This is a genomic window from Solibacillus sp. FSL K6-1554 (assembly GCF_038005185.1).
Classification (GTDB): domain Bacteria; phylum Bacillota; class Bacilli; order Bacillales_A; family Planococcaceae; genus Solibacillus; species Solibacillus silvestris.
The window spans coordinates 237,501-253,012 of the sequence record NZ_JBBOSS010000001.1; the positions used below are offsets into that span (position 1 = coordinate 237,501).

General features: G+C 41.3%; 11 protein-coding genes, 14 tRNA genes and 2 rRNA genes (1 of these 27 only partly in view). 22 read left to right on the forward strand and 5 right to left on the reverse strand.

The features are described from left to right. The 17 genes from MHB58_RS01165 to MHB58_RS01245 form a co-directional block, all read left to right on the forward strand. A 23S ribosomal RNA gene (locus MHB58_RS01165) occupies positions 1 to 1,709 on the forward strand (it extends 1,220 nt beyond the left edge of the window). Positions 1,710 to 1,772: 63 nt separating this feature from the next. Beyond that, positions 1,773 to 1,888 (forward strand): 5S ribosomal RNA (gene rrf / locus MHB58_RS01170). A 9-nt stretch (positions 1,889 to 1,897) separates the two neighbouring features. Next, a tRNA-Val gene (locus MHB58_RS01175) sits at positions 1,898 to 1,973 on the forward strand. A 9-nt stretch (positions 1,974 to 1,982) separates the two neighbouring features. Beyond that, a tRNA-Thr gene (locus MHB58_RS01180) sits at positions 1,983 to 2,058 on the forward strand. Positions 2,059 to 2,064: 6 nt separating this feature from the next. Continuing rightward, positions 2,065 to 2,140 (forward strand) — tRNA-Lys (locus MHB58_RS01185). Between the two features lie 50 nt (positions 2,141 to 2,190). Beyond that, positions 2,191 to 2,265 (forward strand) — tRNA-Gly (locus tag MHB58_RS01190). Positions 2,266 to 2,269: 4 nt separating this feature from the next. Continuing rightward, positions 2,270 to 2,358 (forward strand) — tRNA-Leu (locus MHB58_RS01195). A gap of 27 nt (positions 2,359 to 2,385) precedes the next feature. Further along, positions 2,386 to 2,462, forward strand: a tRNA-Arg gene (locus tag MHB58_RS01200). A gap of 23 nt (positions 2,463 to 2,485) precedes the next feature. Then, positions 2,486 to 2,562: transfer RNA gene (locus MHB58_RS01205), tRNA-Pro, on the forward strand. An 8-nt stretch (positions 2,563 to 2,570) separates the two neighbouring features. Then, positions 2,571 to 2,646: transfer RNA gene (locus MHB58_RS01210), tRNA-Ala, on the forward strand. Between the two features lie 19 nt (positions 2,647 to 2,665). Further along, positions 2,666 to 2,758: transfer RNA gene (locus MHB58_RS01215), tRNA-Ser, on the forward strand. 26 nt (positions 2,759 to 2,784) lie between these two features. Continuing rightward, positions 2,785 to 2,860, forward strand: a tRNA-Asp gene (locus MHB58_RS01220). A 10-nt stretch (positions 2,861 to 2,870) separates the two neighbouring features. After that, positions 2,871 to 2,946: transfer RNA gene (locus MHB58_RS01225), tRNA-Phe, on the forward strand. A gap of 6 nt (positions 2,947 to 2,952) precedes the next feature. Further along, positions 2,953 to 3,029, forward strand: a tRNA-Ile gene (locus MHB58_RS01230). A 9-nt stretch (positions 3,030 to 3,038) separates the two neighbouring features. Beyond that, a tRNA-Asn gene (locus MHB58_RS01235) sits at positions 3,039 to 3,114 on the forward strand. Positions 3,115 to 3,116: 2 nt separating this feature from the next. Beyond that, a tRNA-Glu gene (locus tag MHB58_RS01240) sits at positions 3,117 to 3,188 on the forward strand. A 114-nt stretch (positions 3,189 to 3,302) separates the two neighbouring features. Next, positions 3,303 to 3,725 carry a hypothetical protein gene (locus MHB58_RS01245; protein WP_014824988.1) on the forward strand — a complete coding sequence of 141 codons (423 nt, stop codon included), beginning with the start codon at positions 3,303 to 3,305 and terminating at the stop codon, positions 3,723 to 3,725. A gap of 414 nt (positions 3,726 to 4,139) precedes the next feature. On the opposite strand, the gene MHB58_RS01250 is transcribed toward MHB58_RS01245, so the two are convergent. Next, entirely contained in the window at positions 4,140 to 5,264 is a 1,125-nt protein-coding gene (locus MHB58_RS01250) for a cupin domain-containing protein (RefSeq protein ID WP_008407936.1), read from the reverse strand. 57 nt (positions 5,265 to 5,321) lie between these two features. Further along, the gene (locus tag MHB58_RS01255; RefSeq protein WP_008407937.1) at positions 5,322 to 6,272 is read right to left on the reverse strand and encodes a fumarylacetoacetate hydrolase family protein; all 951 of its coding nucleotides are present in this window, start codon (positions 6,270 to 6,272) and stop codon (positions 5,322 to 5,324) included. A gap of 239 nt (positions 6,273 to 6,511) precedes the next feature. Between MHB58_RS01255 and MHB58_RS01260 the strand changes: the two genes are divergently transcribed. After that, positions 6,512 to 7,726 carry an FAD-dependent monooxygenase gene (locus MHB58_RS01260; protein ID WP_014824987.1) on the forward strand — a complete coding sequence of 405 codons (1,215 nt, stop codon included), beginning with the start codon at positions 6,512 to 6,514 and terminating at the stop codon, positions 7,724 to 7,726. 29 nt (positions 7,727 to 7,755) lie between these two features. Here the strand turns inward: MHB58_RS01260 and MHB58_RS01265 are convergent, their stop codons facing one another. Beyond that, positions 7,756 to 8,517, reverse strand: coding sequence for an IclR family transcriptional regulator (locus tag MHB58_RS01265; RefSeq protein WP_014824986.1), 762 nt, complete (start codon positions 8,515 to 8,517; stop codon positions 7,756 to 7,758). 52 nt (positions 8,518 to 8,569) lie between these two features. On the opposite strand from MHB58_RS01265, the gene MHB58_RS01270 reads away from it, so the two are divergent. Both MHB58_RS01270 and MHB58_RS01275 read left to right on the forward strand, forming a co-directional pair. Next, positions 8,570 to 9,079 carry a DinB family protein gene (locus MHB58_RS01270; protein ID WP_065217556.1) on the forward strand — a complete coding sequence of 170 codons (510 nt, stop codon included), beginning with the start codon at positions 8,570 to 8,572 and terminating at the stop codon, positions 9,077 to 9,079. Positions 9,080 to 9,206: 127 nt separating this feature from the next. After that, positions 9,207 to 10,202, forward strand: a complete 996-nt coding sequence (locus MHB58_RS01275; RefSeq protein ID WP_014824984.1) for an MBL fold metallo-hydrolase — start codon at positions 9,207 to 9,209, stop codon at positions 10,200 to 10,202. Positions 10,203 to 10,244: 42 nt separating this feature from the next. Here the strand turns inward: MHB58_RS01275 and MHB58_RS01280 are convergent, their stop codons facing one another. Then, positions 10,245 to 12,398, reverse strand: coding sequence for a leucine-rich repeat domain-containing protein (locus tag MHB58_RS01280; RefSeq protein WP_340734525.1), 2,154 nt, complete (start codon positions 12,396 to 12,398; stop codon positions 10,245 to 10,247). Between the two features lie 141 nt (positions 12,399 to 12,539). After that, positions 12,540 to 13,601 (reverse strand): S-layer homology domain-containing protein, encoded by a 1,062-nt coding sequence (locus MHB58_RS01285; RefSeq protein WP_014824982.1) that lies wholly within the window; start codon positions 13,599 to 13,601, stop codon positions 12,540 to 12,542. A 137-nt stretch (positions 13,602 to 13,738) separates the two neighbouring features. Here MHB58_RS01285 and MHB58_RS01290 point away from each other — a divergent pair, with 137 nt between their 5' ends. Both MHB58_RS01290 and MHB58_RS01295 read left to right on the forward strand, forming a co-directional pair. Further along, complete coding sequence (locus MHB58_RS01290) at positions 13,739 to 13,912, forward strand: hypothetical protein (RefSeq protein WP_014824981.1); 174 nt, start codon at positions 13,739 to 13,741, stop codon at positions 13,910 to 13,912. A gap of 134 nt (positions 13,913 to 14,046) precedes the next feature. Continuing rightward, a complete protein-coding gene (locus MHB58_RS01295) occupies positions 14,047 to 15,492 on the forward strand; it encodes an S-layer homology domain-containing protein (RefSeq protein ID WP_041865806.1) in 1,446 nt (481 codons plus the stop codon). Positions 15,493 to 15,512: the final 20 nt, after the last annotated feature.

Sequence of the window (15,512 nt, forward strand, 5' to 3'; positions counted from 1 at the left end):
GAGTATGCGTGGTAGGAGAGCGTTCTAACAGCGTTGAAGTCAGACCGGAAGGACTGGTGGAGCGGTTAGAAGTGAGAATGCCGGTATGAGTAGCGAAACATGGGTGAGAATCCCATGCACCGTATGACTAAGGTTTCCTGAGGAAGGCTCGTCCGCTCAGGGTTAGTCGGGACCTAAGCCGAGGCCGATAGGCGTAGGCGATGGACAACAGGTTGATATTCCTGTACCACCTCCTCACCGTTTGAGAAATGGGGGGACGCAGTAGGATAGGGTAAGCACGCCGTTGGTTGCGCGTGTTCAAGCAGTAAGGCGTGTATGTAGGCAAATCCGCATACTATAACGTTGAGCTGTGATGACGAGCTCGTATGAGCGAAGTTCCTGATTTCACACTGCCAAGAAAAGCCTCTATCGAGGTGAGAGGTGCCCGTACCGCAAACCGACACAGGTAGTCGAGGAGAGAATCCTAAGGTGTGCGAGAGAACTCTCGTTAAGGAACTCGGCAAAATGACCCCGTAACTTCGGGAGAAGGGGTGCTTCTTTGGGTGCATAGCCTAGAGAAGCCGCAGTGAATAGGCCCAGGCGACTGTTTAGCAAAAACACAGGTCTCTGCAAAACCGTAAGGTGACGTATAGGGGCTGACGCCTGCCCGGTGCTGGAAGGTTAAGAGGAGCGGTTAGCGCAAGCGAAGCTGTGAATTGAAGCCCCAGTAAACGGCGGCCGTAACTATAACGGTCCTAAGGTAGCGAAATTCCTTGTCGGGTAAGTTCCGACCCGCACGAAAGGCGTAACGATCTGGGCACTGTCTCAACGAGAGACTCGGTGAAATTATAGTACCTGTGAAGATGCAGGTTACCCGCGACAGGACGGAAAGACCCCGTGGAGCTTTACTGTAGCCTGATATTGAATTTTGGTACAACTTGTACAGGATAGGTAGGAGCCAGAGATCTCGGAGCGCCAGCTTCGAAGGAGGCGTCGGTGGGATACTACCCTGGTTGTATTGAACTTCTAACCCATGCCCCTTAGCGGGGTAGGAGACAGTGTCAGGCGGACAGTTTGACTGGGGCGGTCGCCTCCTAAAGAGTAACGGAGGCGCCCAAAGGTTCCCTCAGAATGGTTGGAAATCATTCGTAGAGTGTAAAGGCATAAGGGAGCTTGACTGCGAGACCTACAAGTCGAGCAGGGTCGAAAGACGGGCTTAGTGATCCGGTGGTTCCGCATGGAAGGGCCATCGCTCAACGGATAAAAGCTACCCCGGGGATAACAGGCTTATCTCCCCCAAGAGTCCACATCGACGGGGAGGTTTGGCACCTCGATGTCGGCTCATCGCATCCTGGGGCTGTAGTCGGTCCCAAGGGTTGGGCTGTTCGCCCATTAAAGCGGTACGCGAGCTGGGTTCAGAACGTCGTGAGACAGTTCGGTCCCTATCCGTCGTGGGCGTAGGAAATTTGAGAGGAGCTGTCCTTAGTACGAGAGGACCGGGATGGACATACCGCTGGTGTACCAGTTGTCTTGCCAAAGGCATCGCTGGGTAGCTATGTATGGACGGGATAAGTGCTGAAAGCATCTAAGCATGAAGCCCCCCTCAAGATGAGATTTCCCATTACGCAAGTAAGTAAGACCCCTGAAAGACGATCAGGTAGATAGGTTCGAGGTGGAAGTGCGGTGACGCATGCAGCTGACGAATACTAATCGGTCGAGGACTTAACCACATTTTATTGCGCAATTCAATGAAACGTTTATCCAGTTTTGAAAGAATGAAATTCTTTCAATAGTGAAGTGATGATGGCAAAGAGGTCACACCCGTTCCCATACCGAACACGGAAGTTAAGCTCTTTAGCGCCGATGGTAGTTGGGGGCTTCCCCCTGTGAGAGTAGGACGTCGCTTCGCTAGAATATTGGAGGATTAGCTCAGCTGGGAGAGCACCTGCCTTACAAGCAGGGGGTCGGCGGTTCGAGCCCGTCATCCTCCACCATTTCTAAATGCCGGTGTAGCTCAGTTGGTAGAGCAACTGACTTGTAATCAGTAGGTCGAGGGTTCGACTCCTTTCGCCGGCACCATTTAGAGAGCCATTAGCTCAGTTGGTAGAGCATCTGACTTTTAATCAGAGGGTCGAAGGTTCGAGTCCTTCATGGCTCACCAGTTTTATAAAATTATACATACTGTCAGAATAAATAGATCTTAAGCATTTTGCGGAAGTAGTTCAGTGGTAGAACACCACCTTGCCAAGGTGGGGGTCGCGAGTTCGAACCTCGTCTTCCGCTCCAAAATGCCGGGGTGGCGGAACTGGCAGACGCACAGGACTTAAAATCCTGCGGTGAGTGATCACCGTGCCGGTTCGATTCCGGCCCTCGGCACCATTTTATAATTCTTATCTCTAATAATGCGCGCCCGTAGCTCAATTGGATAGAGCGTCTGACTACGGATCAGAAGGTTGTGGGTTCGACTCCTGCCGGGCGCGCCATAATATATTTTTACTGACATATTCGGAATGTAGCTCAGCTTGGTAGAGCACTTGGTTTGGGACCAAGGGGTCGTAGGTTCGAATCCTGTCATTCCGACCATTATTTATGGGGCCTTAGCTCAGCTGGGAGAGCGCCTGCCTTGCACGCAGGAGGTCAGCGGTTCGATCCCGCTAGGCTCCACCATTTATATTTTATTCCCTTTGGAGGTATACCCAAGTCTGGCTGAAGGGATCGGTCTTGAAAACCGACAGGCGGGTAACACCGCGCGGGGGTTCGAATCCCTCTACCTCCTCCATTTTTAATATTTTTACTTTAGATGTTGGTCCCGTGGTGTAGCGGTTAACATGCCTGCCTGTCACGCAGGAGATCGCCGGTTCGATCCCGGTCGGGACCGCCATTTTTTTTATGGGTTTGTAGCTCAGTTGGTAGAGCATTAGATTGAAGCTCTAAGTGTCGGCGGTTCGATTCCGTCCAAACCCACCATACTATGGGCCTATAGCTCAGCTGGTTAGAGCGCACGCCTGATAAGCGTGAGGTCGATGGTTCGAGTCCATTTAGGCCCACCATAGTATTATTCCGAAGTAGCTCAGTTGGTAGAGCATCCGGCTGTTAACCGGCAGGTCGCAGGTTCGAGTCCTGCCTTCGGAGCCATTGGCCCGTTGGTCAAGTGGTTAAGACACCGCCCTTTCACGGCGGTAACACGGGTTCGAATCCCGTACGGGTCATATACACTTGAAAGAAAACACATTGCAGATTTTGCAATGTGTTTTTTGTTATTTTAAAAATGAATTCAACATAGGGAATTATTTGAAATACTGAATGTTAAGGAGTTTGAAGAAATGAGTATGATAGCCTATATAGGCTTTAATTTTCCGATAAAACGAAATGAAGGTGATGTAGAACATGAATATGAAGTTGACTATGTTTGCCCCGATGCAGAACATCTTAACATAGTTAAACAAAAGCATTTTACGACACCCTATATCTTTGAGATTTTACAATTTGCAAATCCTATTTGGGAATTGACGGACTATAATAAGGCTTATTCTCCACATAACTATGAAAAATCTAAAAAAAATTTTCTCGATTTATGTCATTCTCTAAAAGAATTGCTCCCGAAGGGTGATATTTGTGAAATATACATCTGCTGGGATGGAGAAGAAAATGAAGACCTTGAAGTTGAATTGAAGATTAATTTAAATGATTTACAAATTGAAGCCATTGAAATATATGAAAAGTGCTTTATTCGTGTAGAAAACTAAAGGTTAAATTAGAGTATGAGTATTGTCATGAAAGGAAAATAATTAGAGGAACTTAATTTGCTGAGCTCCTCTAATTATTTATTTCAAAATCAACAATTAAATTTAACAGAGCCTTTTGTTTAGTAAAGGGAGGGCCATCAATAAAAATGAAGGTTACCTGGTAGACTGTCCAGCTGTAATGAGCGATACAAATAGTAAATCATACAGCTATTACAAATTTATACTTTAATAAAAAACATCCTACAGACAAATCGCTTTCGGCATGGACGATTTATCGATGTAGGATGTTTTTTGAGATATATTATAAAAGGGATGCGTGGAAAATTGTTCAAAGTTCAATTGTTATACTATGTGATTAAAAATGAAGAGTTTTACGTTCTATAAAAATTGGGCAGAATTTTTATAGATGCTGCATTAACGGAATGCAGCTTTAAATTCTCCAGTCACTTCCTGGTGACCATTATTCGACTCATACGCTTGCTCGATCTCTAATTCAAAACGATCCATAATTGGAATATCATTTACAGAGAATAAGTACGAATCTTTTGAAGCATAGTGCTCATACCAAGCCCAGTTTGGAACGACAAAGTAATCGCCTTTTTTCCAGTCAAAGCGTGTACCGTTAATAACTGTATAGCCTTCACCTCTATGCACTTGATAAACAGTAGAATGCGTATGGCGTAAAGCTTTTGTATGCATGCCAGCTGGTAAGTGCTGCATACGTGTACCTAATGTCGGGTTGGCTGCTTTACCTGTAGAAGGATTAATATATTCAACAGCAAAACCATGATGCGGGTCTGGATCAAATGACATTAAGCCTTTAATTCCTTCAACCGTACGATCCCATTTATAGTTGGCAAGTGGTGCTACTGTATACTTGTCATCTCCGACAGGGCGTACCATTCCTCCACGATAACGCTTTTCCGTGAAGTTATCCGGAATATTCGGCTCTTGTAAACCGCCTTCATAAGGATCGAAGAAAGTACCGCCGATTCCGTATAAAGTCGGGATATCCAGCGCGTCTGTCCATAACATCGGCTCATCGCCAACATGTTCATGCCCGTGCCATAAACCTTTAGGTGTAATTAAAAAGTCGCCTTCCTCCATGAAAATACGTTCGCCTTGTACGATTGTGTAGGCGCCTTGTCCTTCAGAAATAAAGCGCAATGCTGATTGAGAGTGACGGTGAGAGGGGGCTTTTTCACCCGGTAACAGCATTTGTACCGCTACGTAAATCGTTTGTGTAGTAGATGCCCAACCCCATGGCTGACGATATGTTAATCCTGGATTTTGGAAATAGATTGCACGACGTTCTCCACCACGATCTGGTGTAAAGATTTGTGCTGCTTCGCCCATTTTCTTTTTAATTAGTTCATCACTCCAAAGGTAAGCTTGTGCTTGTGGCTTTGGTGTATGATTCATAATTTCCGGAATGGCTTCCCAAAGTGGACCTAAATGATATTGTTCAATATCTTTTGTAAAATCTTTTACCGTATCACTTTTCATAAACTCTTTTACTTCTTCTGATACTCCTGCCATACATCTTCACTCCTTTAATAGTAATTGTGCATAAAGAATACTAGACCGTATTGAAGGTTATACACTAACTGGCACATTTGCAGCTGCTACTTTGTTTTCCAGAGCACCAACTTTATCAATTTCGATGCGGACAACATCGCCGTCTTTCAAGAAAGTCGGAGGATTCATTGCAACCCCAACACCACCTGGAGTACCTGTTAAAATTACATCACCCGGCTCTAATGTCATTAAGTTAGAAAGGAAAGCAACTAGCTTTTGTACAGAAAATACTAAGTTAGCCGTGTTCGTTTGCTGGCGTACTTCGCCATTCACTGTCAATACAACAGATAACCCTGATGGATCCGGTAATTCATCAGCTGTTAATAAATAAGGTCCCATCGGTGCAGAACCGTCTACTGTTTTACCTTGCAGCCATTGTAATGTACGACGTTGGATATCACGATAAGTCACATCGTTCGTAATTGTATAGCCGGCTACGTAATCCAGGGCGTCTTCTTCTGAAACATTACGGGCTTGTTTGCCAATAACAAATGTAAACTCTGCTTCATAATCAAGCTGTTCAGAAATCGGATAGAATGGAATATCATCATCAGGCCCTAAAAGTGTATTTGCAAATTTAGCGAAAATAACTGGATGTGTTGGTAACTCACGGCCCATTTCCAGAATATGCTCACGGTAATTGTGACCTACACAAATGATCTTTCCTGGATTTAATACTGGTGCTCCAACATGTACTTCGTTACGATCAAAAACCGCTTTTGTAATAGAAGCATTTGGATTCTCTAAAATGAAGTCGACAGCTTGTTGCGCCAATTCAATAGATTTTTTCCCGCCTTCATAAATACCATCTGTAGTTGCCGGCACATAAGCATGGGCAATCTCCTTATAACGATATTCACCTTCTGCTTGAAGTTTTGCTTCAAAAGCATGGTTTAAATCGATTACTTGTTCCTTCACAATCGCTCCAGCACGTGTAATACCGTTCACTGTATAGTTGACTAATTTCATAGTTATCCTCCTTTATCGAAATAGAATACAAAGTTCTCTATTTAAAGAAAATATAAAGTACTTTAGGTAGTAAAGTCAATATTTTTCAGAAAAATCTTTTAAATAAGTGATTTAGGACCTATTAAAATCAATTAATTATCAGTAAATTTAGAAATATTATTGACAAATGTTTCTCTTTTACGTTACATTTTCATTATAAGTAAACAAAGTTCTCTATTTATAGAATTGGAGGTAATGATATGACAAATATTAGTGATGTAATTGTAGTTGGTGGGGGAATTGGCGGTTTAGCGACAGCGCTTTCAATAGTACAACGCACAGATAAAACGGTAGCAGTATTAGAACAAGCACCTGCATTCGGAGAAATAGGAGCAGGTATACAATTAGCACCTAACGCACTGCATGTATTGGACCAATTAGGTGTTAAAGAAGAAATATTGAATGTAGCGGTCGTACCGAAGCGCTTAGTGCTAAAAGATATTTATACGGCAAAGGAATTAGCTGTACTTGATTTGACTGACGGTTTCCAGGAGCGTTTCAAGCAGCCGTACGTTGTATTGCACCGCTCGGATCTACACCGTGTTTTATATGAAGCATGTTTGAAAAATAACCGTATTTCATTTAAAAACGATGAGCAAATCCAAACAGTATCACAAACGCCAGATCAAGTAACGATTACAAACCAACGTGGTGAGTCCTATACAGCAGAAGCAGCAATCGGGGCAGATGGTATTAAATCAAATGTACGTAAGCTATTTTCTCAAGACGAAATGATCTGTTCGGAATATGTAGCATACCGTGGGACATTACCGATTGAAGAGATTACTGCTGAAGGCGATATTGCAATGGATGATGTGATTATGTGGATTGGACCGAACTTACACTTAGTACAATATCCTGTTCGTCGCGGTGAGTTATATAATCAAGTTGTTGTTTTCAAAACATATGACTATAAACCGGAAGGCGACTGGGGGACTCCGGAAGAAATGCAACAACGCTTTGAAGGTGCACATCCGGATGTAGAGCGTGCGTTAAAGTATATTTCGACTCAATTCCGCTGGCCGATGTTCCACCGTCTGCCAATAGAAAACTGGACAGATGAAAATGTAACACTATTGGGAGATGCAGCTCACCCGATGCTCCAATATTTAGCACAAGGCGGTGCACAGGCACTTGAAGATGCATATGTATTAGGAGAAGCTTTAGAAAATGAAGCAACGTACAATGAAGCATTTTTACGTTATCAAAAAGAGCGCCAACCGCGTTCAGCAATGGTACAAAATTCAGCACGTCGCTGGGGTGAAATTATTCATGCAGATACAGCTGACGACCTTGACCGTGCGCTTGTGTTATTACGTGATCATTTATTCGGCAGTCACAAGGAAACAAACTATGATGTAGCAGACTTTTTATATAATTACTTCAACACACGCAAAAGTGAAGTTAAGAGCTGAATAACGGAAAATTAAAAAGAGAAAGGGGATTAGTTCCCTTTCTCTTTAAAGCCATATACAGTCGACATTTCTTTACTCATATCAATAATTTGCTGCATCATTTCAGATGAAGTGTCTGTAGGTACGTCCTCTTCAAAGCCAACAACTGTGATGGCACCGACAAGCTCATTTTTGTAATTGAGTATTGGTAAACCGATAGAGGAAACATGACGGACAAGAGGCTCATGTGCAAACGAAAACCCGTTTTTGCGAATTCCTTTCAGCTCGCGTTGAAAAGCCGCAACATCAAAATTGGCAAGTTCATTTTGCTGAGCTTCAATCCAGTTCGTAATTTCCAAGGAATTAGCATAGGCCGCAAAAATTTTTCCTGTAGATGAATTAATCGGCAGTTTCGTACCGACTTGCGCACCGATACTTAAGCCAAAATTCGTATTCCAAATATTTGTGATTACAGGGGAATCATTTACCCAAAGCGATAGCAATGTCGTCATATTTGTGAGATTGCTAAGTTCTTTAAAATAGGGTGTAAGGCGTTCGATAAAATCGTCGTTTTGCATGGCAGCATTCCCGTATTCCAAAAATTTATAGCCGAGTGAATAGCTACCGGTCTTTTGATCACGATAAAGCAAATCTAACTGGATAAGTGTATTTAAATATTTATAGAGATTACTTTTAGAAATGCCTGTTTGTTCCTGAATATCGGAAAAACGTAGTGGGTGGTCGCTTTGCGCAACGACATCGATAATTTGAATACCTAATGCTAATGATCCGATTGTAGTACTGCTTGACATAGTATTCTATTCACCTTTCTTAAAAAGTCATTCAAAATAAGGAGATTATATCATGAAAACTAATGTTATGGAAAAGAAGTTTGAAAGTTTCGAGAAAAGCATCAATAGTATGGTTGATCTAATAAGTATAACAGAGACGGGAGTGCTGTATAAAAAACCATCCGAAGAAAAATGGTCGGTTATGCAAATCGCTACACACATCATCGAAGCAATCGAGTTTTGGGTAGCCGACTTAGAGGCACTCCTAGTCGTACCAGGAGCGAAATGGGGACGTAACCATGAACATGTCCGTCGTTTAGCTGCGGTAGATGAAAATTATGTAGCGACTGTTTCAAAGGAAAAAGCGATTGCAAGGCTCAATGCGCTCATTCCTTTAGTGAACGAAAGCTTTGCAAAAGTGCAACAGGAAGATTTAGAAAAAACTGCACCTAGCTACAACCCGAATTTTGATGGCAAGCCGTTATCATTTTTAATCAACCATCTAATTATTTTGCATACTGAAAGTCACGTAGGGCAAATGCAGCGCCATTTAGAATTGGTACAGCCGCAAAAGGTAGAGTAATAATGGAAGTATCCACTGTTTGATGTGCGTATAGTAAGGTATTATAAAGATACAATAGAGGGGCTGTCTGGAATGAATTTCGGGGCATGCCCTTTCTGCGTATAAAACAGTGGAAGCAGGTGGAAAAGTGGATGCAATAATAAAAACAGGGAATAAAGCAGTCTATCCGATTATTTTCCCTTCTGACTATAGTGGATTGGGGAGTATTAACTGTTATGTCTACCAAAATGGAGAAGACTATACATTAATCGATGCGGGCATCAAAAATGAGGAATTTGAGCAGTTTTTTTATCGGAAATTGAAAGAATATAATATAGAAATTAATCAAATTACCCGGATTATTTTAACTCATTTTCATAATGATCATATCGGAGTAGTCAATCAAATTGCGAATGAATACCCGATTCCTGTCTATGCAAGTGAAATCGCCATTCCCCGTTTGAAGTGTGAGGATGATTATTTACAGCAGAAGCTTAGCTTTTACTATGAGTTGTATGAGCAATACGGCGTACCGGAATTTGCCCGTGAACGAATGGCAAAAATGGAGAATACCCTTCAAAATAAAGAACATGTGATGATCTATCCGCCGATTCTGAAACTGGAAGACGGGCAAGCAATCGGAGGATTACGCGTAATGACTGCTCCCGGGCATTCACCGGATTCAATTTGTTTGTTTGATGAGGAGACAGGATGGCTATTCGCGGGGGACTTTTTATTGGCTACTGGTATGACGAATGCTTTAATCGATCATGACGAATCAGGAGACATAACGAACCCGATTAGCCAATATATAGACTCGATTGAGAAAATGAAAGCATACAATGTGCGCACCGTATTTGCCGGACATAAAGAGATTTATGAAAACTTGAATGAAGTGATGGAGAAAAGCTTAAGTAAAATAGAATACAAGCTGCAAAAGGTTGTATCCAAAATTAGTGAAGGAAATCATACGGCGAAACAATTAGGAGATGCAATCTATGGTGCCCGTTTTGCGAAGTATTTTACATTTATAATTTCAGAAATTATCGGATTAACGCTCCTGGCAGAACAGCGCGGTTTAATTGTGCGTGAGTTGCGGGGCGAGGATTGGTGTTTTTCAGTTACAAGTTTGATTGATCAATGAAAACAGCTGCCCGGGAGAGGCAGCTGTTTTTGTTATAGCGTATTATTTCCATCTCACATAAAGTGTCGTCGGAGTCGTTTGAGGTTGATTCCATTTTGCGAAAGCTTTTGTATACTTACTCGTTGTATAAAGATTGTTCAGCGGTTTTGTATTGATACCAAATTCATATTTAGCAGATGCTTTATTAATGTCGGCCGATTTAATAATCGTTGTTTTCTTACCTTGTAATGTAATGGTTTTCAGCGGATTCATAAGCACTGAACTGAACTCTACTGACTGGACATTTGCAGGAACTGTCAGCTTTGTTAGCTTGTTATTGAAAAAAGCACCATTGCTGATTGTCGTTACTTTCGAAGGGATCGTAATCGAATTCAGCGCATTGTTCGCAAACGCAGCTTCTTTCAATACTTTTATATTTTTAGAAATTTGGACTGATTTTAATTTGTTATTAGCAAATACATACGGTCCCATCGCTGTTACACTGTCCGGTATGATGATGGAAGTTAACCTGTTCATATCAAAGGCATGCTGGCCAATTGATGTTAACCCGTATTTTAATGAAACAGATGTTAAAGCATTGTCTATGAATGCATATTGTTCGATAACTTTAATGTTTTTAGGAATCGTCACTTTAGTTAACTTATTATCCGCAAACACAAAGCTTTCAATCTCAGTTAGCTTTGACGGAATGGTGATTTTAGTCAATTTATTATCGCTAAAGGCTCCGTACTTAATACTTTGCACATTTTCTGGGAGTGTTAGCGATGTTAATTCGTTTGTTTCAAAAGCTTGGTCACCAATTAGCTTTAATGTTGCCGGGAATTTCACAGATTTAAGTTTATTTGTATGAAAAGCGAAACTTTCAATGGCCACGACTGATTTTGGAATCGTTACATCTGTTAGTTTATTGTTCGCAAATGCATTGGCCGAAATAGTTTTTAATCCATCTGACAACGTTAATGCAGTCAAACTATTAAAGGCAAATGCATACTGTCCTATATTTGTTACGCTGTTCGGTAATGATAGGCGCGGCAGCTTATTGTACTGGAATGCACTTTGGCCAATTGTCTGTAATGAATTGGGTAAAGTTAAACTTGTAATTGCATTGTTTGCAAAAGCAAAGTCTGGAATGGTTTTAATGCCATTGCCGACTTTTACTTGTGACAAGCGGTTTGCGTAAAAGGCCTTTTTGCCAAGGTGCGTAACAGAGTCCGGGATCGAGACGCCGGCAATTTTATTCCTGCTGAATGCTTCCTTACCGATTTTTTTCAAGTTGTTCGGTAGTACAAGAGTTTTCCCTCCGAATATGTTTTCACTGAAGCTGAACGCATTGTTGCCGATTACTTCCAAACTGGCAGGAAGTTGAAGCGGCTTATTTTTATCGTAATTAACGGATGCAAATGCATAAGGTCCGATAACACGAATTGTATTTGGCAAAGTTACACTAAATTGCTCTTTACTCATTGCTTTGTTAGTAGCCGGAATGATGGAGTGTTTAGTTGTAAAGGCAAATGGTGCGATTTCGGTAACCGGAATGCCATTGATGGCAGCCGGAATATTGAACGACTCAGCGCCTGCATTTTCGTCAAAGCCGGTAATTTTAATTTCCTGCTTCCCGTTATGTTCCGTAATGGCATAATATAAATTTTCATATTGGTGGTCCTGATTACTTTGTAAATGAGCAGGTAAAATCAACTCTACATTACGCTCACTATATAGAGTGCCGACGATTGATGAACCAATTGTTGTGACTGAATCTGGAACAGTAAGGGATGAAATGGAATTCCCCATAAAAGCTTCTGTCCCGATTTCTTCAAGTCCGGCTGGTAATGTAACGTTTTGAAGGGAGTTGTTTATAAATGCTCCATCACCGATTCGTTTCAACGTTTTCGGAAAACTAACGGTATGGACGATTCTCTCTTCATAATCAGGCGCATCATAATTAAACCATTCTGTATCAATCGCAAAAGCATTATCCGCAATTTCCGTTACAGGAAAGCCGACGATTGTTTCGGGAATAGTTAAGTTTTTTGGTGCAGAAGAGCCAATAATTCGTACCTCTTGTTTTCCATTTTCAGCTGTAAAAATTACATAATAGAAATTCTTGTATGTCTCATATGGTGCAGCAGTTGCAGAACTGCAAAATCCGATAATAGAAACGAGCATTAACGCACAGGTAATAATGATTTTTTTCATAGGTTAAATCCTTTCTTTATTTTGGAATTAACGTACAGACGGATTAATTGGAAATAAGTTTCAAAATTAAATAAATATTTTTTAGTGGTAAATTACAACTTGAAAAGGTTCCTGCCACCTTATTAGACAAGAACCTTTTTGCTACTCTAAAGTGAGCGTTCCACTATATGTCGTTCCTTGATCACGGCCGGCTTCACAATAAAACTCGGTTGTTTTAATTGTCTTATTAGTAAGCCGTTCGAATTCAATAACACATCGATCACCATCCGCTGTTTTGGATAACCGCGCTTTTGTATCGGTTGTGAATGTCGCTGTTCCTTCAATCGTGCCGGATTCCCAGCCGTCATACGTATAATAGGTCAATTGGAAACCGGTTTTCGTACTATTAGAGATTGTTAATACACGCCCTTTTGAATCAAGGTCCCCTTTACCGTAAGTATGAAAATACGTATACTCGCCATTCCAAGATTTATTTGGCTTCTTGTCGGCGGTAGGGGACCAGTTTGAACCTGTGCGCAATGATTTATCAAGCATACTGCGGGCGGAGGAAGCACGTTCATAAAGCGGGCTATTACTAGCAAAGCTTTCTTCTGCCATGTCAGAACGATAAAAGAAGTTTTTATTTTGCATGTTATAGAAAAACAGAACGAGCTGTGCACGTGTTAAATTATTTGTTGTACCAAAAAAATGCTGTAAATTAGTTTGCTCATACTTTGCGTTTTGTCCGTTAGAAATATCATGATCCAGTAAAAAACGGATTGCTTTATTTAAAGTCGTTTGTCCATCCGCTATATAGGCAATCGCCTGTGCAACAGTTCCCCGTTTTACAGCTGCACCTCGAATACTGTTATGGAAATAGCCGTTTAAAGGTACTTGATAGGTGGCAAGCGTATTATAGTTAGCATCGGATGGAATCTCTTTCTTTGTGAACTTATCCAGTTCTTCCGAGACAGGTTCCAAATCAAAATAGCTAACTAAAATTTGAGCAAATTGTTGTTCAGTGACGGGTTGGTTTGGACGGAATGTACCGTTAGCATAGCCGTTTATAATATTAAAATCATATGCCCATTTAATTGCGTCATACGCATAATGGTTTGTCGGGACATCTTTAAACACTTGCTTCGCTGCCACCGAGTTGGTTGGAGAAATAAAAAAAGACAGCCCTACAATAATAGAGATAATTGTGAAGTAGAAGCGTTTCATAAAAAAACCTCCTCTTTATAATTGGATTATTTTTACTTTACCATGACTACCTCCAGTTTCCACTTACTTTTTATTCTAAAATATGTGATAAGAGCCGATATAATAGATATGGTATATAAAATGAGGTAGTGATACATATGAATAAATCAAAGTTAATGCTAGCTGCATTGGCCGCAATCCCGGTAAGTATTGGGATGATAGGGGAAGTAGAGGCAGAGGGGGCAGCTGCGCCTGATATTGTCGCAGCAGATAAAGTCAGAGAAATGATTCAAACGTTAAAGACGAGTCGACGCCTACTGAAATCAGTGTAGCACGTAAAGCATATGATGCATTAAACAGCGAGTCGAAAAAGCTAATTGAGAAAAAAGTAGTTGCAAACCTTGAATACTTCGAAAGCAGGTTAGCTGTTCAAAAGGCACAAACTGAAAAAGAAGCGAAAGTCGTGATGGACCGCATTAATCGAATCGACAAATTGGAATATACAGAAGTTCAAATTAAAAGTATACGTATGGCGTACAATGCGCTGAGTGATCTTGCGAAGTCGTCTGTAACAAACCTCCACATTTTAATTGACGGCGAGAATTATATTATTTATCAAAATACTGTTGTGAAACAGGCAAAGCTTGATGCCAACGCATTTGATATATATATGAACGATATTAGCCGCAGCTCGACGACACATGAAATTGCGAGAGCCCGGTCACTATACAACAACTTATCGGCAGAAGCGAAAAGACATGTAACAGCGTTGGAAAAGCTTGTTCGTCTTGAAACAACGTGGAGAGATCCGTATTATATTGAGCTTGTGTATCCGTATTATCCTGATTATATTCATGAAATAAAGCCGGGCGGAGTAGTCATTGAGAAGCCGGCATATGATTCGCTTTACATTCCGGATGATTCAAATACAGTTGCGACAACGATTCCGAAAACGCCAACTTGGTCACAATATGAAACGATGATCTATCAAAATGGCCGTTATACAACACAAATTACCACTTCTCAAGTGAAAAATATTACAGACCGGAATATGCGTTTAAAAGCGGGAGATATTGAAATCGTTATTCCTACATCGGAAATAAAGTCTTCTACAGCTAATGTTGGTGTGTCAGTAAATGTGGCGAATAATCAGCTGAACATCCAATTTACAGAAGGAAGTCGTGCAAAAACTTTTGAAAATACAGTAGAAGTTCATGTTCCGGTCTCTAAATTAAAGGCGAATACTTCACAAGTAATTCAACGTGTTCTATCAACTGGTACATCACCGGCATCATTTAAGGTAGATGGCTCGAAATTCATTATCCGTACAGCCACAGGTGGTACATTTAAAGCAGCGAATAGCAGCGTTATTTATACGGATATTCCAAACAATGACCAAGGACGTGCAATTCGAGAGCTGGCAAAGCGCGGCATTCTATTTAATACGAAAAGCCGTCTAGTTCAAACCTATAAACTAGTAAGCAAACTCGATGCAGCGGTAATGATTGCATCGGCACTGGATTTATCAAGTAACGCCAAATCGAAATATCTGGATATAGCAAATGCGCAGCAATTAAAACTAGTCCAGGGGTTATTGGAAGCAGGCATCATGAGTGGTGCAACATCGAGCCGTTTTACACCTAATGCTTCGGTGACAAAGCAAGAAGCAGCCATTATTATTGCCAACATGTACCGCTATTTAAATCAGGATTTGGCAAAAGTATACAATGAATTAAACATTAGCTATACGGATATTGCAAACCTGACATTTGAAGCGCGTCAAAGCATTGCAATTCTAGAGCTGTTTGGTGTTGTCGATGGGCAAGGTCCATTTAGTCCTGAGAAAACATTATCACGCGGCGAGTTTGCCGAACTTATTTACAATGCGTTAATAGCAATCGACTATTTATAAAATTGATTGGTCCTGGAGTG

Excerpts from the sequence above, each read along its gene's own strand:
- MHB58_RS01265 (WP_014824986.1), bottom strand. The coding sequence starts at position 8,517 with ATGTCAAGCAGTACTACAATCGGATCATTAGCATTAGGTATTCAAATT.
- MHB58_RS01260 (WP_014824987.1), top strand. The coding sequence starts at position 6,512 with ATGACAAATATTAGTGATGTAATTGTAGTTGGTGGGGGAATTGGCGGT.
- MHB58_RS01295 (WP_041865806.1), top strand. The coding sequence starts at position 14,047 with ATGGACCGCATTAATCGAATCGACAAATTGGAATATACAGAAGTTCAA.
- MHB58_RS01250 (WP_008407936.1), bottom strand. The coding sequence starts at position 5,264 with ATGGCAGGAGTATCAGAAGAAGTAAAAGAGTTTATGAAAAGTGATACG.
- MHB58_RS01290 (WP_014824981.1), top strand. The coding sequence starts at position 13,739 with ATGAATAAATCAAAGTTAATGCTAGCTGCATTGGCCGCAATCCCGGTA.
- MHB58_RS01245 (WP_014824988.1), top strand. The coding sequence starts at position 3,303 with ATGAGTATGATAGCCTATATAGGCTTTAATTTTCCGATAAAACGAAAT.
- MHB58_RS01255 (WP_008407937.1), bottom strand. The coding sequence starts at position 6,272 with ATGAAATTAGTCAACTATACAGTGAACGGTATTACACGTGCTGGAGCG.
- MHB58_RS01285 (WP_014824982.1), bottom strand. The coding sequence starts at position 13,601 with ATGAAACGCTTCTACTTCACAATTATCTCTATTATTGTAGGGCTGTCT.
- MHB58_RS01280 (WP_340734525.1), bottom strand. The coding sequence starts at position 12,398 with ATGAAAAAAATCATTATTACCTGTGCGTTAATGCTCGTTTCTATTATC.
- MHB58_RS01270 (WP_065217556.1), top strand. The coding sequence starts at position 8,570 with ATGAAAACTAATGTTATGGAAAAGAAGTTTGAAAGTTTCGAGAAAAGC.